Consider the following 22,097-nt stretch of genomic DNA (forward strand, 5'->3'; position numbering starts at 1 on the left):
CGTAGCCGTTCCCTCAATGGTACGATATTCTTCCATCACACTGCACCTCTCTAAACAACAAAACAAAGGGCGGTCGTAAAACCGCCCTTTGCAAATTCGTTATCAGTCCAGGTTGAAACGCTTTTTGAAGCGGTCCACACGTCCGCCGGTATCGACCAGCTTCTGCTTGCCGGTATAGAAGGGATGGCATTTGTTGCACACCTCAACGTGAATCTCCGGCTTAGTGGAACGAGTGTGAATCGTGTTTCCGCAAGCGCAAGTGATCACACAGTCCTGGTACTTCGGATGGATTCCTTCTTTCATTTCAGGTTCACCTCTTTCTGGTTTTGATCCTTGGGGGCCATGCTCAATACATGCGCCCAATCACAACCTTCAATGGAGGCTACCAGCATACGCCATCCTGTGCGTATGGAGCAGCCGTCGGAACGATTGCCCAAATACTATACCACATTTTTTTCAAAAGCGCAAGTCTTATTTCAACATCGGCTCTACTGCAGCAGCCAATGCCTTCTCCTGTGCTTCGGCCTCGGCCAGGTCTTTTCCCAAAGTGGTGAAATAAGTCTTAATCTTTGGTTCTGTACCGGATGGACGTACCACCACTGTGGCTCCGCCTTCCAATTCGTAAATCAGGACATTGGCGGCAGGCAGACCGGTCTGCTCTGGCTTTTTATAGTCTGTCACCTTTACCACAGCATACCCTGCAAATTCCTTGGGTGGATTCTCACGCAGACGGCTCATGATCCCCGCCATGGTTTCCATTCCTGAAAGTCCCGGGAATTCATAGCTGTTCACCTTGTTCAAATACCGTCCATATTGGGAATAGATGCGCTCTAATTCTTCTTTAATGGATGAACCAATGCTGCGGTAATAGGCCGCCATCTCACAAATGAGCATGGAGCCAATCACTGCATCTTTATCGCGTACATAGCTGCCTGCCAAGTATCCGTAGCTCTCTTCAAAGCCAAAGATAAAGCGCTCTACCTGACCTGCGGCCTCCAAATTGGCAATTTGGTCGCCAATCCATTTAAAACCAGTTAATACATTGCGGCATTCCACACCATAATGAGCCGCTACCACATCCGCCAGCGGGGTCGAAACAATGGATTTTACACACACAGGATCTTTGGGCATGGTGCCATTTTCAATACGACCTTTGCAGATGTAGTCCAGCAACAGCACACCCACTTCATTTCCGGTCAACAATTGATAGCTGCCGTCATTACAACGAACCGCAATACCCACGCGGTCCGCGTCCGGGTCGGTGGCCAGCATCAAGTCGGCTCCCTCTTTTTCCGCCAATTCCAAACCAAGGGCCAGCGCCTCACGAATCTCGGGATTGGGATAAGGGCAGGTGGGGAAATTGCCATCCGGGTCTTTTTGTTCGGGCACAATGGTAATATCGGTAATTCCAATGTCGTTCAGCACACGAGTCACAGGAACCAAACCGGAACCATTCAGGGGGCTGTACACCAATTTCAGGCCTGCCGTTTTGCACAAACCGGGACGCACGCTGCGACTTTTGATCGCTTCATACAGCGCCTCATAGCAGGCATCCTCCACATATTGGATACGTCCGCTTTCCATTCCCTCTTCAAAGCTCATCATAGCGGCACCGTTCAGCACATCGATCTTCTGGATCTCATTGTATACAATATCTGCCGCTTCATCTGTCAACTGACAGCCATCAGGGCCATATGCTTTGTAACCATTGTATTTTGAAGGGTTGTGGCTGGCCGTGACCATAACGCCAGCGTTGCAATGGTAATATCGAGTGGCAAAACTCAATGCCGGAACCGGCATCAACGCTTTGTAGATACGAACATTGATTCCATTCGCGGCCAGCACGCAGGCAGCCTCTTTAGCAAACACATCGCTCTTAATGCGGCTATCGTAGCTGATTGCCACTGTCTGAGTTCCGCCCTGGGTTTTGACCCAATTGGCCAGCCCTTGCGTCGCTTGACGCACTACATAAATATTCATTCGATTGGTTCCCGCGCCCAAAACGCCACGCAAACCGGCGGTGCCAAAGGCCAGTTTCACCGCGAAGCGATCTTTGATCTCCTCATCCATTCCCTGAATGCTCAACAATTCCGGGCGGAGATCTTTATCTTCCAGATCCGCGGCAAGCCAGCGCTCATATTCGGCCTTGTATTCCATGTTTCTATACCCCGCTTTCTCAGCATTTGCACAGGTCACATCGACCTGTTTAAATGATAAACTTTTCCCCGTACAATGTCAATTCGCTCTTGTGTAAAAAGCCTGAAAAAGATATACTGAAAGAACAAAGTTTTGTCGAAAAGGCGGTCGATGTCGGAATGTTTGCAACGGTCAACAGCCTGGGAGTGTACGCGTTGTCCGGATTTGTCGTTGAGGTGGAAGCCGATGTGAGCGGTGGTCTGCCACAATTTGCGATTGTTGGACTTCCGGACAGTGCCGTCAAAGAATCGGCCGACCGCGTGCGCAGTGCGTTGAAAAACCTGGCTTTTACCTGGCCGGTCAGCCGTATCACCGTAAACCTTGCCCCTGCGGATATCAAAAAAAGTGGCGCTGTTTACGATCTTCCGGTATTGCTGGCAATCCTATGCGCCAGTGGGCAGTTGGAAGGTCTGCCAAAAGATGCTGCATTTCTGGGAGAATTATCCTTAGATGGTCAGGTGCGTGGTGTGAGTGGTGTTCTTCCTATGGCGCTGGCTGCTCGTCAAGCCGGTTTGAGCGCTTTGTTTGTACCTGCTGAAAATGCATCTGAGGCCTCTGCCAGCGGAATGACGGTCTATCCTGTTCGCAGCGCTTTGGATGTTGTTCGCCATCTACGGGGGGAACAAGTCATTGAACCTGCGAAACCTGTCCCTTTTGCCGCCGCAATGAGTACGGATGTTCCAGATTTTTCCGACGTTCATGGGCAGCCGGAGGCTCGGCGTGCAATGGAGATTGCAGCCGCCGGTGGCCATAATATTTTGTTGATTGGAGCACCCGGAACCGGCAAGAGCATGTTGGCCAAACGGTTGCCCGGAATTCTTCCTCCCTTAACACATAGCGAAGCTGTGGATTGCACTAAAATCTATTCCGTAGCCGGTCTTTTGGAAAAAGGCAGTGCCCTGGTAACTCGTCGCCCCTTTCGCGCTCCCCACCATTCGGTCAGCGCTGCGGGTCTGGCAGGTGGTGGCACCATTCCACGGCCCGGAGAGGTGAGTCTTGCTCACAATGGCGTCTTATTTTTGGACGAACTTCCCGAGTTCCGTCGGGATGTGCTGGAAATTTTGCGCCAGCCCATGGAGGATGGCCAAGTCACGGTGAGCCGTGTATCCGGCAGTGCTACATTTCCTTGTCAATTCATGCTGGTAGCTGCTATGAACCCTTGCCCTTGCGGATATTTCGGTCACCCCACCCGAGCATGTACTTGTAGTTCGGGAGCCATTAACCGGTATTTGCAAAAGATTTCAGGCCCTCTTTTGGATCGCATCGATCTCCATGTAGAGGTGGCTCCGGTAAACTACGACGAATTGCGAAAAGAAAGCGGCGGAGAATGCAGCGCAGATATTCTCAAGCGCGTGTGCGCTGCACGTTCTATTCAGACAGAACGCTATAAAGGCACAGGAATCTCCTGCAATGCGCAACTTCCCACTTCAATGCTTCGCGACGCCTGCCCTATGACATCCGAGGCCGAAAGTATCCTGGAGGCAGCATTTCGAAACTTGGGCCTCTCAGCTCGTGCCTACGATCGGGTGCTGAGAGTCAGCCGCACAATTGCCGATTTGGAGGCAAGCGAAAAGCTGGAATCCTGGCATATTAGTGAAGCGGTACAGTATCGAAACTTAGATCGAAAATATTGGTATTCCGTGTAAAAAATCACCTCCTGCTCTGGATTTCCGAGCGGGAGGTGATTTTTTATGTAAAACACTGCAAGCAGCTCTTAACACGATTTTAGCTGCCGCATCCATACTCCTCTTTTGTAAAACACAATGGACATAATCGCCGCCACGACCCAGCCCAAAGGCCAAGACAGCCAAATGCCCGTCTCCTGCCAAAGGCCGGAAAAAATAAACGCCAAAATCACGCGTAAAATCAAATCCGAAAAAGTGGCCACCATAAATTCCTTCATAGCCCCACCGCCACGCAGAACGCCGTCGGCCATCAACTTAATGCAAATCGCAAAATAAAAAGGCGAAATAATATGCAAAAATTCTACACCGGTCTCCAATGCTTTGCCGCTGTCACTGGTCATAAACAGGAAAATCATCTGCTTGCCAAACACAAAGTATGCGACGAAAAACGGCACTGCGACCAGCAATGTCATCATCGCGCCAGCACGAAATCCCTGACGCACACGATCCGGCTTTCCCGCACCAAGATTCTGTGCCGTAAAATTGGAAATTCCGTTGCCGAGCGTCGTAAAACTTGTCAGAGCAAACGTATTCAACTTCACCGCTGCGGAATACCCCGCAATGACCGAAGAGCCATAGCTATTGACAATTCCCTGAATAAAAATATTTCCCACTGAAATAAAACTCTGCTGAAGAATACTGGGGATGGCAATCACCGCGATACGCTGGAGCATATGGAAGGAAAACAACGGTGCCTTGCCATCTGTGGGCACATCACGAAGCCGAAAGATTACCGTCCAAACCGCCAACACGCAAGCAATGCCCTGGGCAATAAAAGTAGCCCAAGCCACACCGGCCACACCCCACTGAAAATATCTGACAAAAATGTAGTCCAAGGCAATGTTGCCCAAAGAGGATCCAATTAAAAAATACAGTGGTGTGCGAGAATCTCCCAACGCCGTAAAAATACCCGTGGCTACATTGTATAAAAACAAAAACGTAAATCCACCCACATAAATGGCCAGGTACAATGCGCCATCCTCAAAAATATTTTCAGGGGTATTGACCATACGCATGAGCGCACGGGTACCTATCAGCCCCGCCACCGTCAAAAACACAGACAATGCCAGAGAAGCCAGAAGCGTAGTGCTGACGGCAGTTTTCATGCGTTTATATTCCCGTGCACCAAACAAATTGGAAATGACTACGGAACAGCCAATGTTGCTGCCCACGGCAATCGCCATAAAAATCATGGTGATTGGATAGGATGCCCCGACGGCGGCCAGAGCGTCCTCACCGGCGAATTTGCCCGCAATGACACTGTCTGCAATGTTGTACATTTGCTGAAAAATTACGCTTATAAACATAGGAATGGAAAATTTCCACAGCACAGCGGCCGGACTTCCCTGTGTCAGATCCTTGATCAAATTAACTCCTCGCTTTCTATTTTATGCCTGTTGCACAGCCTCAAGGGCACGGATGTGCTGCATTTCGCGCCGAATGAGCGCCACTGTGGTAAGAAAAGCAGCAAAATCCGCCACAGGGGCCGCGAACAAAATTCCGTCCATTCCGAACCACAAAGGAAGAATTAAAAGCAGCGGAATCAAAAACAACACCTGCCTGGTCAAGGAAAGAATCATACCTTTGACAGGCTTTCCGATAGCTGCAAAGAAGTTTGAAGAAATCATCTGAACGCCATTGATAAAAATCATCATCAAAAATATGCGCATGAACTTGACCGCAAACTCAAAATACAACTCGTCACCTGTGCCAAAAATGGAAATGATCTGCGTGGGGAAGAACTCAAACAAAACAAAACCTACACTGCCCACTGCTACACAACAACTGACAGCCAGTTTATAGATACCGCGAACTCGCTGATACTGTTTTGCTCCGTAGTTAAATCCCACAATCGGTTGTGAGCCTTGGGAAATGCCGATAATTACTGCCAGCAAAATAGCGTTGGTCTTCATTACAATCCCACTGGCTGCCAGAGGAATATCCGTACCGTATTCTGAAGCTGCTCCATAAAAAGTAAGCGAATTGTTCAACACAATCTGCACCAGCGTAATGGCCAACTGGTTTAGGCTGCTGCTCATCCCCAGAGAAGCAATCCGCACGCACTCCGACGGATGCATGCGAAACATCTTTTTTTGCAATTCCACATGCTGAAAATGCTTCAAATATCTCACGGCCGCTAAAAAAGAGAAGAACTGGCCAATCACCGTAGCCCAAGCTGCACCCGCTACGCCCCATTCAAAACAAAAGATGAAAATAGGATCCAGTATGGTATTGATTACTGCTCCTAGCAGCATACACACCATGGAATATTTGGGACTTCCATCCGCTCTCGCCAAGTTGCTCATTCCGTTTGTCCCAATCAAAAGAGGCATGCCAAGAGCCGTAATTCGAGTATAACTTTCGGCATAAGGCATCACATCCGGAGTGGCGCCAAAAGCCGTTAAAAGAGGACGAAGGAATAGCTCTACCAGAATGGTATACAGAACACCGCCTGTAAGCATCATCAAAAAAGCGTTTCCTACAACCTGAGCCGCTTTATCCTTTTCGCCCGCTCCCAAATACAGAGAAAAGCGAGATGCACTACCAATGCCAATCAGCAACGCAATGGCCATACAGATCGTCGTCAGTGGATACGCCACGTTTGTAGCTGCATTTCCGAGATATCCAACTCCCTGCCCAATAAAAATTTGGTCCACAATATTGTACAGAGAACTTACCAGCATTGCAATAATGCTGGGCACCGCAAATTTTTTCAATAATTTGGGCAGCGGTTCATACCCAAGTGGATTTTGAGTTGTCACTCCATCGCCGCCTCCTCTCCTATAATTTGATGTTCAATGCGCATGACTGCACTGCTGGCCACACGCTGCAAAAGACGATCCAACACGCAAATCTCATCTTGTGTAAAACCCTCTGTCACAGCGCATTGCCAGCTTTCACAAATGGCTTCAATTTTTTTGCACACCTGCTGTGCACGAGCCGTAGGATACAAACGGCAAGTCCGCTTGTCCTCCGGATTTTGTTCCCGGCGAAGAAACCCTTGCTTTTCCAAGTAAGCCACACTGCGTGTGACATTGCTCGGATGAATATGAAACATTTCCGCCAATTGATCCTGTTGAACACCAGGGGTATTACACACGCGTATGATGTACATATGCTGACTACTGTTCAAACCTAAAGCGGCCAATTGCTTGTCCAAATCCATCTTCGCATAACGATCCGCAATCGACAGCCATTTCATCCATTCCATCACTACAATCCTCACTTTTAAAAGGAACCGATTCAGCCCATTGAGGGCTCATATTTTATTATACCAAGCAATAATTGTTTGCGCAAGCAATCAATATCCTTTTAAACCGCAGCTACACCAGGCTCCTGCATTGAGCGGTCGCCTTGCGCATTGCTCTTTTGATGAAAACTTCCGTTGCGGATATGAATTATTCGCTGGTTTGACAGTCGCAAATTCTTTTATGAGTTTCTCAATGGATAGGCTATGTAAATAGATCATTGCATGGTTTTGTTGGAGGATTCTGCAAATCTATCCTTTCCCCACCAATCCGGAATCAACTCCTTCAATTGAACCGCTTTTTGTGTTTCTAAATCAAGCAATATTTCAATTTCACCGCTATCCTTGTCCAACTGCATCATAAACTCTCTGCAAGCACCGCACGGGGAACCAACACTGCCATCCGGCATTACGGCGACAACTTTATCAATTTTGCTTTCTCCATGGGTAATCATGTTCGCAATCGCGTTTCGTTCGGCACACATGCCCAATGTTGAAGCGGTGTCAATGCATACGCCGACATAGATATTTCCGTTTTTCGTCAGAATCGCCGCAGCCACTCCACCTGCATCAATAAAAGGCGAAATACTTCTGGCATTTTGTACGCTACCCGCTGCTTGATATAATTCGTTCCATATACTCATATTTTGTCACTCATTTCAAATGCTATATTTTATCAAAAATGGCGAGATTCGTATACGAAGTATAAAACGAAGGCCGGTCGAGTAAAACCCAACCGACCTCACATTTTTTATTTCATTCTGGTTAAGTCTTCGTACACACGCAGATTTTCTGCTCCCGCGTGGCTCTGATGTTTTTACGCAATGCCGGCACTGGTCCAGTTTTATATTACAAATCCAAACCCATGGAAATATGCCAAGCTCCGGCATCCAAAAATCGCTCTCCAAACGGATGGAACCCCAGTGTTTCGTAGAATCCTTCTTTCCCACACTGAGCACCCAATTCCACTCTTTGTGCACCCATTTCTCGAGCCTTGCGCAAAATTTCTTGCATGAGGCCACTGCCCAACCTCTGTCCACGAAGTGAACGTTTCACACAAACACGGCCAACATGAAGCACTCCCGGCTCCTGCCAAAAGACTCTGGCACAGCACACCGGTCCCTGAGGCAGTAACCCCAACACGTGCAAGGAGGTTTTATCCTGCTCGTCCAAATCATCTTCAAGGGAAAACCCCTGTTCGTCCACAAAGACTTCCCGACGCAAAGCATGTGCCTGTTCCACACGCTTATCTGAAAAGGGGAACCATTGATATTCCATAAAACGATCTCCTATTTCAAAACAATATCCACACGCGCATCAGCAAAAGTAAAACAACACCGGGGGCTCCCAATACGATCGCAACAAAAGAAGTCGCGTAATTCAACGCGATGGTCACACCCGTAAATCCCGCCATTAAATTGACCGCTCCCAAAGCTGCGGCGCCGCAAAACGCACTTTTTAGTGCGCTGAAAAAAGGATGTTTTGTTTTACTGAGTACGGCGGCCACTCCGGCAATACAAACAAACGCCCAACAGAGCGCGACAGTTTGAACAAACGTCATCTTCTTTCACCTCACCGCATTGTATGCGGACAAGGCAACGGTTTATTCACCTTGAGCCGGTTCAAAATCCACATTCCCTGCAGTTACATCCACGCCTGCCAAAGTCACGCGCATGACGTCTCCCACAGCCCAGCGGCGTCCTCCGGCGGGTTCCACCAAAGCAACTCCGTCAATCAGTTGCAATTCCCGTGTGGACAGTGCATCTGCACGCACAAGGCCCTCCACCGTATTCGGCAACTCCACATACAATCCGAAGTTAGTGACACTGGATACCACTGCGTCAAACTCTTCGCCAATGAACTGCTGCATATATTCTGCTTTGTAGCAGTCGTCAATGTCGCGCTCGGCCTTCATTGCACGCAATTCGCACTCTGACGACTGTTTTGAAGCCTGTACCGCAAAGTCAGCAAACTGCTTTCGAATTTCATCTTTCGAAACTCCTGCGCACACCTGACTGAGAATGCGATGAATCGCAAGGTCCGGGTAACGGCGAATAGGGGACGTAAAGTGTGCATAATCCGCCAGTGCCAAACCAAAATGTCCCTTGGGTTCGGGCTCGTATTTTGCCTTTGCCATACTGCGCAACACATTGGTATGCACCGCGCGCTCCAGCGACGTGCCTCTTGTGGCATCCAGCAATGCCGCCAACTCTTTTACGGTAGGCATCTCGCCAGAAAAATGCGCGTCCACTCCCATGGCAAGCAGAGCTTTTTTCAAAGCGTCTACCCGCTCCGGCTCGGGCTGAGCATGCACCCGATACACAAACGGAAGTTCCTGCTCTCTGGCAAACCGGGCAGCACAGGTATTGGCCAGAAGCATAAACTCTTCAATCATACACTCTGCTACACCGCGAGTACGCTTTTCTACCCCCACACAGCGCCCGCTTTCATCCACCAGGATCTTCGCCTCATCGCTTTCAATGTCCATGGCTCCTCTGTGTAGACGCTGAGCCGCCAGCTTTGCGTATATTTCCTGCATCAACAGCAATTCCTCTGCCACATGTGCATATCGAACCTTCAACACGTTGTCCGCCGTCCCATCCAGCAAAGCATTGACCTCACTGTATACGCCTTTCACACGGGAATGAATGACGGTTTTGCAAAACTCATAATCCACCACACTGCCCTCAACATCCAAGTGCATCAAGCAGGAAAAGGCCAGACGATCTTCCCCTTCGTTCAAACTGCAAATGCCATTGGACAATTGTCTGGGAAGCATCGGCACCACACTGTCCGCATAATATACGGAAGTTCCTCGATTCAATGCTTCTTTGTCCAGTGCAGAACCCGACCTCACATAATGACTCACATCCGCAATGTGTACCCCCAACATATAACCGGCCTCTGTACGCGACACAGAGATGGCATCGTCGATATCCTTAGTAGATGCAGAATCAATGGTAAAAATAGGCCAGTCCCGCAAATCCCGACGGTCCTTCCAATCCTTTTCTTTCAGTTTGACATTTTCATAGGCTTTTGCTTCTTCCTTTACTGTCGCAGGGAAATGCCGAGAAATTCCTACACTGTATAAGAGCGCTTTTGCACAGTGCGCGGCTACATCTGCAGATCCAAAGCGCATGGCTACCCCTGCACGGTGGTCCCCATGTGCTTCGCCTCTTTCCAGAATCTCCACGGCCGCTTTCTCCCCCACACGGGCACCGCCATCCGCGCTTTTTTTGATCAGAATCGGCACATGTGGACATACATCCGGAATCAAAGCAAGTCTCCCGTCGATTTTCGTAACCACACCGCAAAAGCGCGTATTCTCTTCAGAAATGGCAGCCACCTTGCCCTCCAACGTACCGGCTTTACGGGGATGCTCGTCCAGCGTGACCAAAATAAGATCCCCTGGCATGGCCCCCATCAGATACTTGCCCGGGATGAACACATCCGGACCACCTTCCAGCGGCTGTGCAAACCCAAATGTGCGCGCCAGCTTTACCAAGCGGCACTCCACCGCATTTTCAACGCCTCGCGCAACCGGGCAATACAAACCATTTCGCACGGTGACCTGCCGTTTCTTCACAAGCTCATCCAGCAAGCGGGCCACCTTTTTATCATTGCCCAAACGCGCCTTCAACTCTTTTAGGCGGCGAGGTTTTTTCTCCAGTTCTTTGAGAATCTTTCCCTTGAGGCTCATAAATAGTCTCTCCTTTTTGCATATTGCAAAAAGGCCCGCCAAATGGCGGGCCTTCAAACTCGGTTTTATTTTGTATAAATGCTGAATACGCCTACCAAAATGGTCAACGCAAAAAAGATGATCGCGGCCACCTTTGTATATTTGGCAAGCATCGTCTTGGGCATGCTGCTGCGGCCCTCTGCTGCCATCATCTCGCCACCGCCAATCACACCGGACAGGCCTCTGCCCTTGGAGTCCTGCAAAAGGACCATCACCAAAATGGCCAGGCTACACAAAATCAGCAAAACACCGCTGATGATCTCTAAAACACCCATCGTTAAACCTCCAGTCACATTAACGGTTTCATCATAGCATGAAACAAAGGAAAAAGCAAGCTGAAAAATACAATTTTACACAAGTCGCGTCTGCTCAGCCGTATCCTCTGCTTTCAGGATTGCCCCCATAGCAGGCAATGTGCGCACACGGTAGCGGTGAGGATCCGCTAATTCCATCCCCTCTGCCGAGCGAACCAATGTGATACGATGGTTGCGCTTGAGAGTGATCACATTCACACCAGCCGTATTTTTTGTCTGTTTTTCCGGCACCTGCGCCGAATGGACAAGCAGCATACGGCCTGCACTGGTCTGAATGGCCAATTCACACTCTTCGTGCAAATAGGATACCCAGAACAACGGCGATTTATCACTGAATGCATTGACCAGTTTTCGGCGGTTCTGTTTGGTGGCATAACTGGACATGGGCACCTTGGCCACCTTTCCGTTTTCAAACACAAAGAACATATGACCTTTGTAGTCCTCTGTCACCGCCATGCAAACGGGCAACTCGCCCTCGTCCATACCCAGCCGCGCCGGGATGTATTCCCCCATCAGGCTTGCCTTTCCGTCCGCGAAGTCGCCTGCACGGCACTTATACACCTGACAACGGTTGGTGAAGAACAACAGCTCCGCGTTGTTCTTCGTTTCCTTCTGCAATACAATGGCGTCGCCATCTTTTAGTTTCTGATCGCCGGACATGCGCAAACTCTGCGGCGTAATCTTTTTGAAATAGCCCTCGCGCGTGAAGAATACCGTCACCGGATAATCCGGCATGGAATCTTCTTGCTCTTCCTCCTCCGGGCTCTGTGCCTCATACAAAATTTCGCTGCGTCGAGGCTCACCATATTTCTTGGCAACCGCGCCCAATTCATCGATAATGATCCGGCGGATCTTAGCCGGACTGTTCAAGATATCTTTCAACCGGACAATTTCCGCCTCAAGCTCTTCAATCTCCTGTGTGCGCTTCAAGATGTACTCGCGGTTCAAATGACGAAGTTTGATCTCCGCTACATACTCGGCCTGAACTTTATCAATTCCGAACCCAATCATCAAATTGGGCACTACTTCGGCTTCCTCCGCAGTTTCCCGCACAATGCGCACCGCTTTGTCGATGTCCAGCAAAATGGCTTCCAAACCTTTGAGCAAATGCAGCCTTTTTTCTTTTCCGGTCAAATCAAAATAGGTACGCCGACGCACACACTCTGTTCGGAAAGCGGTCCACTCGTTCAGAATCTCGCGCACACCCATTACACGAGGCATTCCTGCAATCAGGATATTAAAGTTACACGAAAAGCTGTCTTCCAACGGAGTCAGACGGAACAATTTCTGCATAACCTTATCCGGATCCTGCCCGCGCTTGAGATCAATGGTCAGTTTCAGGCCATTCAAATCAGTCTCATCACGCATATCACTGATTTCCCGCACCCGACCCGCTTTAACAAGCTCGGCAATCTTGTCCATGATGGCCTCTACGGTGGTGGTCGGCGGGATCTGGGTGATCTCCAGCATGTTTCCATCTTTTTCATACCGGTAACGAGCACGAACCCGTACGCTGCCTCGACCGGTCTCATAAACATTTTTTAGCTCTTTTTCGTTATAGAGGATATATCCTCCGCCCACAAAATCCGGTGCAGGCATTGTAGAAAACAACTCATGCTCCGGATCTTTAATGAGGGCGATCGTAGTCTCGCACAACTCGCGCAAGTTAAACGAACAGATGCTGGAAGCCATGCCCACCGCAATGCCCAGCGTATTGTTGGCCAGAATGGTGGGAAAGGTGACGGGCAACAGAGTGGGTTCGGTGGTGGACGCATCGTAGTTTGGCACAAAATCGACCGTATCCTTGTCGATATCCCCAAATAGCTCTGCACACACATCTTCCAGTTTGGCTTCGGTATAACGGGAAGCTGCATAAGCCATATCCCGGCTATATGCCTTGCCAAAGTTGCCTTTTCCGGACACGTACGGTACCAGCAAACTTTCGTTGCCTCGAGCCAGGCGGACCATTGTATCGTAAATAGCCTGATCGCCGTGAGGATTGAGATGCATCGTATTTCCGACTACGTTGGCGCTTTTGGTACGTGCCCCCTTCAAAAGGCCCATGTCGTACATGGTGTATAAAACCTTGCGATGAGCCGGCTTAAAGCCGTCGATTTCCGGCAGTGCACGTGAAACAATCACACTCATGGCATAGGGCATGTAGTTTGTCTCCAGCGTATCCGTGATAGGCTGCTCCAAAACACTGCCCGCAGAAAGAATCTCTACATTGTCCCCCAATTGCGGCCGGACAGGACCTGTCTTTTTCGTTGATTTTTTCGCCATACTTTTTCCTCTTGCTCTTTTTTAAGAAACATCCAACTCATCTAGATATTCACAACCGTGCTGCGCGATGTGCTCTTTACGACCAGCCAGGTTGTCCCCCAACAGCAGGTCAAACACCTCGGCGGTTCGCTGAGCATCGGTAGGGGCCACTTTGATCAAACGCCGGCTGGCTGGATTCATAGTCGTCAGCCACATCATCTCCGGATCGTTTTCGCCCAAACCTTTAGAGCGCTGAATCGTGTATTTGGCATCGCCGATCCGCTCAAGGAACTCGGCCTTTTCCGCCTCAGTATACGCAAAATAGGTGTGCCCTTTGCTTTCGATTTCATACAGAGGAGATTCGGCGATGTAAACGTACCCCTCTTCGATCAGCGTAGGGACCAACCGATACAACATGGTCAAAATCAAAGTGCGGATCTGATATCCGTCCACGTCCGCATCGGTGCAAATGACAATCTTATTCCATCGCAGATTGTTCACATCGAAACTGGACAGATCCTTTTTGGATTTTCCCCGCAGCTCTACACCGCACCCCAGCACTTTGATAAGATCGGTAATGATATCACTTTTGAAAATACGGTCGTAATCTGCCTTCAGGCAATTCAGGATCTTTCCACGGACAGGCATAATGGCCTGATACTCTGAGTCACGGCTTGTCTTGACCGCGCCCATAGCCGAGTCACCCTCCACAATATATAGTTCGCGCCGGGATAGATCCTTCGAACGACAGTCCACAAACTTTTGAACTCGGTTGGCAATATCAATTTTTTCGGTCAGCGCCTTTTTGGCACCCTGACGCACCTTATCGGCGTGCTCACGGCTTTGCTTATTCACCAACACCTGCTGCGCAATCTTTTGTGCTTCCTCCGGCTTTTCCAGAAAATACACTTCCAGATTGTGCTTCAAAAAGTCTGTCATGGCCTGCTGAATAAACCGGTTATTGATGGCCTTTTTGGTCTGGTTCTCATAGCTTGTCTGCGTAGAAAAAGAACTGGACACAAAAATCAGACAGTCCTGCACATCCTCAAATTTGATCTTGCTCTCGTTTTTCTTGTAAAGGCCTTTCGTCCGCAGATACGCATCGATTTGAGCTACAAACGCAGTTTTCACCGCTTTGTCCGGACTTCCGCCATGTTCCAGCCAAGAGGAGTTGTGATAATACTCCAAAAGCTGATGTTTGTTTGAAAAACAGAAAGCGGCGCTCATTTTTACCTTGTAGTCGGGCCGATCCTCACGGTCGCGTCCTTCTGCAGAAGATTGGCAGAACTGGACCGGAGTCAGGCTCTCTAAATTGGCCACTTCCTCCACATAGTCCTCAATGCCTTTTTCATAGCAGAACTCAGTGACCTTTCGCTCGGAGCCGCTTTCATCGGCAAACACAAACGTTACGCCCGCATTTACAACCGCCTGCCGCTTCAGCACATCCAGATAATATTCCGATGGAACATTGATGTCCGTAAACACTTCGCGGTCCGGTTTCCAGCGGATTTTAGAACCTGTTTTGTGACGAGGCGCTTGCTCTTTGCGAAGGCCGCCTACGTTCTCTCCTTTTTCAAAATCCAAATGATAGTGGAAGCCGTCCCGATAAACATCAGCCGTCATCCACTCAGACGAGTACTGCGTAGCGCACAAACCCAAACCATTCAGACCCAGAGAATACTCATAATTGTCCGTACCTGCCGTATATTTGCCGCCCGCATACATCTCACAGAACAAAAGTTCCCAGTTGTAGCGGCCCTCGGCCTTATTATAATCCACCGGCATACCACGGCCGAAGTCTTCCACTTCCACGGAGTTATCTTTAAACCGCGTGATGAGGATGCGATTTCCATATCCTTCCCGCGCCTCGTCGATGGAGTTGGACAGAATCTCAAAAATAGAGTGGGCGCATCCGTCCACTCCGTCGGAGCCAAAAATAACGCCTGGCCGCTTTCGCACACGGTCGGCGCCTTTTAAGCTGACAATACTCTCATTGGTATAGGCGGCGTTCTTTTTCGCCATCAATTTACCTCCTAAAAACACACAGAAAGGCGCCGCGCAAGGCCCTAAACAGGTCCGCGCGCGGCGTTTTCACAAATCATGCAATCAATAGCGTCCACGAGGTCTGCCGGAAGCCGGCATCACATTTTCATCCTGAACCGGCAAAAATTGCATTCCTGCATCGTACATAGGTCTCTGAGGAGCCGACGCACGCTGTGCGTCATGAATCGCCGCAATCAGAAGGCCCTTGTCCGCTCCACATTCAGAACACACACGCTTGCCCTGACCTACATTATAATTGAATCCTCCACAGCCGCAGCGCCAGCCGTCTTCTGCCTCTTCTGTATAATAGCTGATTTCGGGATTTCCCAATGCCGCACGCACGCTGGCGCGCTCATTGGAAGGCAACGGCCGCAGCTTAGGAAGAGCTACCGGCGTGCAGCGCTGCAAACTGTGCAGAACGCCATCATCATACGTAACCGCCACCAGCTTCACTTCCACGCTGCCCAAGGGTTCCTCACATACGAAAACCGCGTCATCGTATCCGAACACTTCGCCATTGCAAGCATCTACATCGTCATACGAAAAATCGTCCTCCCCAATCACTTCGCCCTGCCGATTTTTGCACCGATAATGGGCCACAAAGCTTTGAATGGGACGGGAATAAAAATTCTTAAACGTTAGCGTTACCACTGTGCTTCCTTCCGGTTCCATGCGGAACAACTCCACCTGGACAAAGTGCACAGGGCTTCCTTTACAATAATAGCTTGCACGAGACTGCGCAAGCGGTGTAAATGTTTCGCTCATAGGATATGCACCACCTTAGCGATTTATTTTATCATAAAAATTCATGTTCGGCAAGCCACCGTACGCATTGCACCCTTTTCATACTGAACGGCACCTCATTTTTTATACACCTCATTTGCGAGCCATAGTAGAAAGCAATGGTTTTGTGGTATACTAACAAAACAGGAGGTACGAATTATGCACGACATTGAAGCTCTGTGCGCGGCTCAACGCGCCTATTTTGATCTTGGCAATACCCGTTCCTATACGTTCCGGATTCAGTCTCTGACTGCGCTGGAGCAGGCGATTCGCAAAAATGAGGAAGTGCTCTGCCGTGCGTTGAAAGAGGACCTCGGCAAATCCTATTATGAAAGCTATATGTGTGAAATCAGTTTTGTTCTGGAAGAAATTCACTTTGCCAAACGTCATCTTGCTCGTTGGATGCGTCCTCGGCGTGTGCGTTCCTCTACCAGCCAAATGCCTGCCCGGTGTTTTGTGGTCAACGAGCCATTGGGCACAAGTCTCATTATGAGTCCTTGGAATTATCCGGTCTTGCTGTCATTGGACCCCTTAGTAGGCGCCATCTGTGCAGGATGCTGCGCCATTCTCAAGCCAAGTGCTTATGCACCTGCCACCAGCACCGCTTTGCGAAAAATGTTGGAAGACTGTTTTCCATCTGAATACGTGGCCGTAGTGGAAGGAGGGCGCGCTGAAAATGCCGCTTTACTAGACCAGCGGTTTGACAAAATTTTCTTCACGGGCAGTGTGTCCGTGGGCAAACTGGTAATGGAAAAGGCCTCTCGCTTTTTGACTCCGGTCACTTTGGAACTGGGCGGCAAAAGCCCATGTATTGTGGATGAAACCGCAGACTTGGCCGTGGCAGCCCGACGAATCGCTTTCGGTAAATTTCTCAACGCAGGCCAAACTTGTGTTGCACCGGATTATGTTCTCTGTCAAGAGAGTATAAAACAGGCTCTTATCCAAGAACTGAAAAACTCCATCCACCAATTTTTCGGCGATCAGCCCCTTCAGTGGCAAGACTATGGGCGCATCATCAACCAGAAGCATTTTCAGCGGCTGTGCGGATTGATGAAAAGCGGAGAGATCGTCTGCGGTGGTCAGAGCGAGCCTGAAAACCGGCGCATTGCTCCCACCATTTTAGACTCCGTCACGGAACAGGATCCGGTGATGCAAGAGGAAATTTTTGGTCCAATTCTTCCGATTCTCACTTATCACAAATTAGACGACGCCATCGCATTCGTCAATCAACGTCCTAAACCTTTGGCGTTGTACCTATTTACACGCAACTCACAGGCCGAACACACCGTACTGGAACGGTGCAGTTTCGGCGGTGGATGTGTAAATGATACCATTCTTCATCTGGCATCGAGTCGCATAGGCTTCGGAGGCGTCGGAGAAAGCGGAATGGGCTCCTATCACGGCAAACGCAGTTTTGACAGCTTTTCTCACGAAAAAAGCATTGTAAAAAAGGCTCTCTGGCCCGATCTCGCATTGCGTTACCAGCCTTATACCGCCCGAAAAGAGAAATTGCTTCATCGGCTTTTAAAATGAGAGGAGAATTTATAATGTTGGAATACAAATTTGACACACAGCTTCTCATTGAGGGAGAAAATCTTTGTGAAGATCAAATCCATGACTACATTTTAAATAACATCCCCGGCGATTGCCTTTTGGCCGTAGGAGATGAAGATCTAATCAAAATTCATTTTCACACAAATGTGCCTTGGAAAGTGCTGGAATACTGCGCTGGCCTAGGCGAAATCCACGACATTGTGGTGGAAAATATGGAGCGACAAACCAGCGGTATGCATGGCTAATGACTAAAAATCAAAACGCCGTCCGACAGTGTCGGACGGCGTTTTATTATTTGTCGTAACTGCGCAAAGCAAACTCGGTGAGGGTATTATCATCGGCAAAGTTCTCTTTGTACAGAGCACCTGCAATGCCGATATCCGTAGAACCCATTCCAATAATACATGCACAGATAATCTCGTCGTGGCTCTCACGACCGGCCTTTTTGCCCACCACAATGTCAGGCATCTCAGCATGCACATCAGCCTCGGTCAAACGGCCCGCTTTCACCAATTTCAAAAGCTCTCCGCGATGGGCGTTCTGGGCCCAGCTATCCACCACCAATTTATCGCAGCGCAGAGGAATTTCTTCATCAAGCTCTTGGAAAGAGCCCAAGCTCAATACCGTGCAGCCAGGCTTCAGCCATTCGTTCATAACCAGCGGTTCATCTGCGATGGTGACCGTAATGATCACATCTGCACCGCGGCACGCCTCTTCGTTGGTAGCGCAAGGTACCACTCGCACACCCAACTCGGCGCTCATCTCTTTGGCGTACTCTTCCGCTGCTCCCGGACGAATGTCTGTGATGCGCAATTCCTCGATGTCCAGCTCTTCCATAATCGCACGGGCATTCATGCGTCCCTGCACACCGGCACCGATGATGGCCAAAACTTTGGAATCCTTATTGGCCAGATCCCGCGCCGCCACACCGGCAGAGGCACCCGTGCGGATATCGGTAATGTAACTGCCGTCCATAATGGACAGCACCTCGCCGGTGCGAGCCTCATTCAGAATAATCACACCGCCGATGTAAGGGATACCCTTGGCACGGTTATCGTTGAAGCCCCACACCCATTTGATACCGGAAATGTCAATGTCACCGCCAATATAAGCGGGCATTGCATTGTAAGAACCGCCATAGGGAGGCCAATCATTGCTCTCGCCGGTATCCAAAGTAATTTTGGCCGGCATCAGCACTTGGTCTTTTCCGTGCAGCTCGTATACTTTTTCCACCATATCGATGGAGCGCTTCATATCCAAAATTTTCTCAATCTGTTCTTTTGCAATCATTTTCACGTGATTCATTGGACAATTACCTCTTCTATTTTGATTTGCTTGTTTTTTTCAAGTGAAACTTATTTCCTTCGGCATCTTGTTTATCATAAGAGAAACTGATGCCGATGATTCCTGCCAAAATCACAATCGTACCCACGATCTCCACCGGCAAAAAGACTTCGTGCAGTAAAAAAACGCCAGACAGAATTCCAACCACAGTACTCAACGTACAAGTTGATGCATAAACCGCAAACGGAAGATTGGCCGATGCATACGTCATGAGCAAAAATGCACATACGCAAGAACCAATTCCCATATACAAAACGGCAATCGCAAATTCCGGGCACAAAAGTCCATCAAAATAGGTGGAAAGTGGTGCAGTCAACGCATGGCTTCCCAGGGAAACACCTGTAAAAGCAACAGCTCCCATTCCAGTTGTCAAATAGATAATCTCAAATGAGGAAAACTGAGCGGACGCACGCCGCACCAAAACGCGATTGATGGATACCGCCAACATCGTGGCTATGATGAGCACAAGGCCCAAAGTGGTCATGCCGCTTTCTGCTTTGTCGACCAACGTCGTGATGAAAACGCCAAGCACAGTCACCAAAACAAACAAAAACTGTCTGCGCGTAGGGTATTCATGATTGATTAGTGCCGAAAACACCAACATGATCACCGGTAAGATACTATTATACATGGCAATCTGCGATGTAGGCGCATAAGTAGTAGACGTCGTTTCCAAAATTTGGCTGATCAATGGATTGAACAGTCCGCACAACACGATCAAACCAATCGGACGCGCTTTGTAATGGACCTTTTTTAGACCTACAATCAAAAGCAGGCTCATGACCAAAAAGCCCAAAGTAAATCGAAAAGAGAGGAATTTGACGGTGTTTTGATTTACCACTGCCATGCCCATCTTCATAAACAGATAGGCAAATCCAAACAGCACCTGAGAAACCAGGTTTGCAAGCAAAGGTAAATATTTCTTCATTCTTTCAAAGTCCCCTGCCCGCAAGCCAGTGGGTGATGGCATGCCACAAAATGATTGGGCTCCAGTTCACGGAACTCCGGTGTATTGCACTTGCATTCTTCCGTAGCATACGGGCAACGCGGATGGAAATAGCATCCTTTGGGCGGATGAAGCGCATTGGGAATATCACCGCTCAAAATTTCCCTGTTATCTTCCTGCGAACGGAATTTAGGATCCGGAATAGGAATCGCCTCAAAAAGGCCATGGGTATACGGATGCATGGGGTGACTGAACAAATCATCTCTGTCCGCCAATTCCACGATTTTACCTAAATACATGACCGCCACTTTGCTACTGATGTGCTTAACACTGGGCAAACCATGCGCAATAAAAATATAGGTAAGATCGAACTTTTCTTGCAATTCATAAATCAAATTCAAAATTTGGGCCTGAATGGAAACGTCCAAAGCGGAAACAGGTTCATCGCAGATCACCAATTTCGGCCGTAAAGCCAAGGCTCGTGCGATTCCAATACGTTGACGTTGACCACCGGAAAACTCATGCGGGAAGCGTTTTGCATACGAAGGATCCAATCCTACTACATGCATCAATTCCATTACCCGGTCTTCCAGCTCTTTGCCATGCATAACATGGTGGGCCCGAAGAGGTTCCGCAATGATATCGAACACTCGCATATGAGGATCCAAAGAAGAGAAAGGATCCTGAAAAATCATCTGAATATTGGGACGCAGGCGTGCCAGCTCCCGTTTGCTCATTTTTACAATATTTTTTCCTTCAAACAAAATCTCGCCATCGGTCGGTTCCAACAGACGAATGATCGTGTTTCCCAAAGTAGATTTGCCGCAGCCGGATTCACCTACAATGCCCAATGTCTCTCCTTTTTTCAAAGTGAAACTGACATCATCCACCGCACGCAGGTATTCTGCTTTTTTTCCAAAACCGCCGCCGATTTTAAAATAGGTTTTCAAATGGCGCACTTCTAGCAAATTTTCAGCCATTTTTTCCACCTCCTATTTCCTGCCAGCGCAGGCAGCGCACCTTTCTGCCAGGTGCAACTTCCAACAAATCGGGAGCCGTTGACCGACAAGCATCCGTAGCATAAGGACAGCGCGGATGGAATCGGCATCCTTCCGGCATATCTGCCAAACTGGGCACGGTTCCCTTGATGGTATCCAGTTTGTGATTGGTCTGATTTACCTTAATGGTGCTATTCATCAGGCCCTTGGTATACGGATGAAGCGGTTTGGCAAACAAATCGTATACGCTCGCTTCTTCCACTACCTGGCCTGCATACATGACCAACACATAATCCGCCACTTCTGCTACCACACCGAGATCGTGGGTAATCAGCATAATCGCGGTATCATATTCTTTCATCAAGTGCTTCATCAGGCGCAAAATTTGCGCTTGAATGGTCACATCCAATGCTGTAGTTGGCTCATCGGCAATCAGCAGTTTCGGATTATTGGCCAGTGCAATGGCAATCATCACACGCTGGCGCATACCGCCGGACAGCGCATTGGGATATTCCTTCATCACATGTTCGGGACGAGGAATTTCCACCTTTTTAAGCATCTCTATCGCCATATCGGTAGCCTGTTTCTTGCTGACCTTATTATGCAGACGCAAGGTTTCCGTCAATTGATAACCAATGGTAAACAGCGGGTTCAGACTTGTGAGCGGCTCCTGAAAAATCATCGCCATATCTTTGCCGCGCATCATCCGCATCTCTTTGTCGCTCATTCCCACCAGATCTTTTCCTTCGAACAAAAGATGCTTTGCTTCTACCTCGCAGTTTTTGGCCTGCAGCCCCATAATGGACAGAGATGTAATACTTTTTCCGCATCCGGACTCGCCTACGACACCCAACAGTTCGCCTTTTCGCACCTGAAAAGAAACGTCGCGAACAGCCTGCAGGCGTCCATTCTCCGTTTTAAAATATGTATTGAGCTGCTCAACCTGCAGCAATACGTCTTTTCTCTCGTTCATAAAACGCGCCTCC

General features: G+C 49.0%; 21 protein-coding genes. 3 read left to right on the forward strand and 18 right to left on the reverse strand.

Annotated elements, in window-relative coordinates; genetic code table 11:
* Positions 1 to 102: 102 nt before the first annotated feature.
* From rpmE to AB5H98_RS05250, 3 genes are read right to left on the reverse strand one after another with little or no spacing between them, the layout of a single operon-like run.
* Positions 103 to 303, reverse strand: a complete 201-nt coding sequence (rpmE, locus tag AB5H98_RS05240; RefSeq protein WP_367924873.1) for a 50S ribosomal protein L31 — start codon at positions 301 to 303, stop codon at positions 103 to 105.
* Complete coding sequence (locus AB5H98_RS05245) at positions 300 to 437, reverse strand: hypothetical protein (RefSeq protein ID WP_367924874.1); 138 nt, start codon at positions 435 to 437, stop codon at positions 300 to 302. The genes rpmE and AB5H98_RS05245 overlap by 4 nt, the downstream gene beginning before the upstream one ends.
* A 34-nt stretch (positions 438 to 471) precedes the next feature.
* Entirely contained in the window at positions 472 to 2,157 is a 1,686-nt protein-coding gene (locus AB5H98_RS05250; RefSeq protein WP_367924875.1) for a phospho-sugar mutase, read from the reverse strand.
* 158 nt (positions 2,158 to 2,315) lie between these two features.
* On the opposite strand from AB5H98_RS05250, the gene AB5H98_RS05255 reads away from it, so the two are divergent.
* The gene (locus AB5H98_RS05255) at positions 2,316 to 3,842 is read left to right on the forward strand and encodes a YifB family Mg chelatase-like AAA ATPase (protein ID WP_367924876.1); all 1,527 of its coding nucleotides are present in this window, start codon (positions 2,316 to 2,318) and stop codon (positions 3,840 to 3,842) included.
* A 68-nt stretch (positions 3,843 to 3,910) separates the two neighbouring features.
* Here AB5H98_RS05255 and AB5H98_RS05260 read toward each other — a convergent pair whose 3' ends face one another.
* From AB5H98_RS05260 to AB5H98_RS05310, 11 genes are all read right to left on the reverse strand, one after another.
* Positions 3,911 to 5,248 (reverse strand): MATE family efflux transporter, encoded by a 1,338-nt coding sequence (locus AB5H98_RS05260; protein WP_367924877.1) that lies wholly within the window; start codon positions 5,246 to 5,248, stop codon positions 3,911 to 3,913.
* Positions 5,249 to 5,269: 21 nt separating this feature from the next.
* Entirely contained in the window at positions 5,270 to 6,643 is a 1,374-nt protein-coding gene (locus tag AB5H98_RS05265) for an MATE family efflux transporter (protein ID WP_367924878.1), read from the reverse strand.
* Positions 6,640 to 7,092, reverse strand: coding sequence for a MarR family winged helix-turn-helix transcriptional regulator (locus tag AB5H98_RS05270; RefSeq protein WP_367924879.1), 453 nt, complete (start codon positions 7,090 to 7,092; stop codon positions 6,640 to 6,642). Before AB5H98_RS05270 ends, AB5H98_RS05265 begins: the two co-directional genes overlap by 4 nt.
* 254 nt (positions 7,093 to 7,346) lie before the next feature.
* Positions 7,347 to 7,772, reverse strand: a complete 426-nt coding sequence (locus tag AB5H98_RS05275) for a cytidine deaminase (RefSeq protein ID WP_367924880.1) — start codon at positions 7,770 to 7,772, stop codon at positions 7,347 to 7,349.
* 205 nt (positions 7,773 to 7,977) lie between these two features.
* Positions 7,978 to 8,406, reverse strand: coding sequence for a GNAT family N-acetyltransferase (locus AB5H98_RS05280; protein WP_367924881.1), 429 nt, complete (start codon positions 8,404 to 8,406; stop codon positions 7,978 to 7,980).
* Positions 8,407 to 8,422: 16 nt separating this feature from the next.
* Positions 8,423 to 8,689 carry a pro-sigmaK processing inhibitor BofA family protein gene (locus AB5H98_RS05285; protein ID WP_367924882.1) on the reverse strand — a complete coding sequence of 89 codons (267 nt, stop codon included), beginning with the start codon at positions 8,687 to 8,689 and terminating at the stop codon, positions 8,423 to 8,425.
* Positions 8,690 to 8,731: 42 nt separating this feature from the next.
* The gene (rnr, locus tag AB5H98_RS05290) at positions 8,732 to 10,828 is read right to left on the reverse strand and encodes a ribonuclease R (RefSeq protein ID WP_367924883.1); all 2,097 of its coding nucleotides are present in this window, start codon (positions 10,826 to 10,828) and stop codon (positions 8,732 to 8,734) included.
* Positions 10,829 to 10,893: 65 nt separating this feature from the next.
* The gene (secG, locus tag AB5H98_RS05295) at positions 10,894 to 11,142 is read right to left on the reverse strand and encodes a preprotein translocase subunit SecG (protein WP_367924884.1); all 249 of its coding nucleotides are present in this window, start codon (positions 11,140 to 11,142) and stop codon (positions 10,894 to 10,896) included.
* Positions 11,143 to 11,217: 75 nt separating this feature from the next.
* Entirely contained in the window at positions 11,218 to 13,464 is a 2,247-nt protein-coding gene (locus tag AB5H98_RS05300) for a DNA gyrase subunit A (protein WP_367924885.1), read from the reverse strand.
* A 21-nt stretch (positions 13,465 to 13,485) separates the two neighbouring features.
* The gene (locus AB5H98_RS05305) at positions 13,486 to 15,465 is read right to left on the reverse strand and encodes a type IIA DNA topoisomerase subunit B (protein WP_367924886.1); all 1,980 of its coding nucleotides are present in this window, start codon (positions 15,463 to 15,465) and stop codon (positions 13,486 to 13,488) included.
* An 84-nt stretch (positions 15,466 to 15,549) separates the two neighbouring features.
* On the reverse strand, positions 15,550 to 16,251 hold the full coding sequence (locus tag AB5H98_RS05310) for a hypothetical protein (RefSeq protein ID WP_367924887.1): 702 nt from the start codon (positions 16,249 to 16,251) through the stop codon (positions 15,550 to 15,552).
* Between the two features lie 177 nt (positions 16,252 to 16,428).
* On the opposite strand from AB5H98_RS05310, the gene AB5H98_RS05315 reads away from it, so the two are divergent.
* Entirely contained in the window at positions 16,429 to 17,802 is a 1,374-nt protein-coding gene (locus AB5H98_RS05315) for an aldehyde dehydrogenase (RefSeq protein ID WP_367924888.1), read from the forward strand.
* A gap of 14 nt (positions 17,803 to 17,816) precedes the next feature.
* The gene (locus AB5H98_RS05320) at positions 17,817 to 18,068 is read left to right on the forward strand and encodes a kinase to dihydroxyacetone kinase (protein WP_367924889.1); all 252 of its coding nucleotides are present in this window, start codon (positions 17,817 to 17,819) and stop codon (positions 18,066 to 18,068) included.
* 46 nt (positions 18,069 to 18,114) lie between these two features.
* Here AB5H98_RS05320 and AB5H98_RS05325 read toward each other — a convergent pair whose 3' ends face one another.
* From AB5H98_RS05325 to AB5H98_RS05340, 4 genes are read right to left on the reverse strand one after another with little or no spacing between them, the layout of a single operon-like run.
* Positions 18,115 to 19,128: an ornithine cyclodeaminase family protein gene (locus tag AB5H98_RS05325; protein WP_367924890.1), complete on the reverse strand. Its 1,014-nt coding sequence runs from the start codon at positions 19,126 to 19,128 to the stop codon at positions 18,115 to 18,117.
* Between the two features lie 16 nt (positions 19,129 to 19,144).
* Positions 19,145 to 20,095 (reverse strand): DMT family transporter, encoded by a 951-nt coding sequence (locus tag AB5H98_RS05330; RefSeq protein ID WP_367924891.1) that lies wholly within the window; start codon positions 20,093 to 20,095, stop codon positions 19,145 to 19,147.
* A complete protein-coding gene (locus AB5H98_RS05335) occupies positions 20,092 to 21,093 on the reverse strand; it encodes an ABC transporter ATP-binding protein (protein WP_367924892.1) in 1,002 nt (333 codons plus the stop codon). Before AB5H98_RS05335 ends, AB5H98_RS05330 begins: the two co-directional genes overlap by 4 nt.
* On the reverse strand, positions 21,086 to 22,084 hold the full coding sequence (locus AB5H98_RS05340) for an ABC transporter ATP-binding protein (protein ID WP_367924893.1): 999 nt from the start codon (positions 22,082 to 22,084) through the stop codon (positions 21,086 to 21,088). The genes AB5H98_RS05335 and AB5H98_RS05340 overlap by 8 nt, the downstream gene beginning before the upstream one ends.
* Positions 22,085 to 22,097: the final 13 nt, after the last annotated feature.

Source organism: uncultured Ruthenibacterium sp., assembly GCF_963558415.1.
Classification (GTDB): Bacteria; Bacillota; Clostridia; order Oscillospirales; family Ruminococcaceae; genus Ruthenibacterium.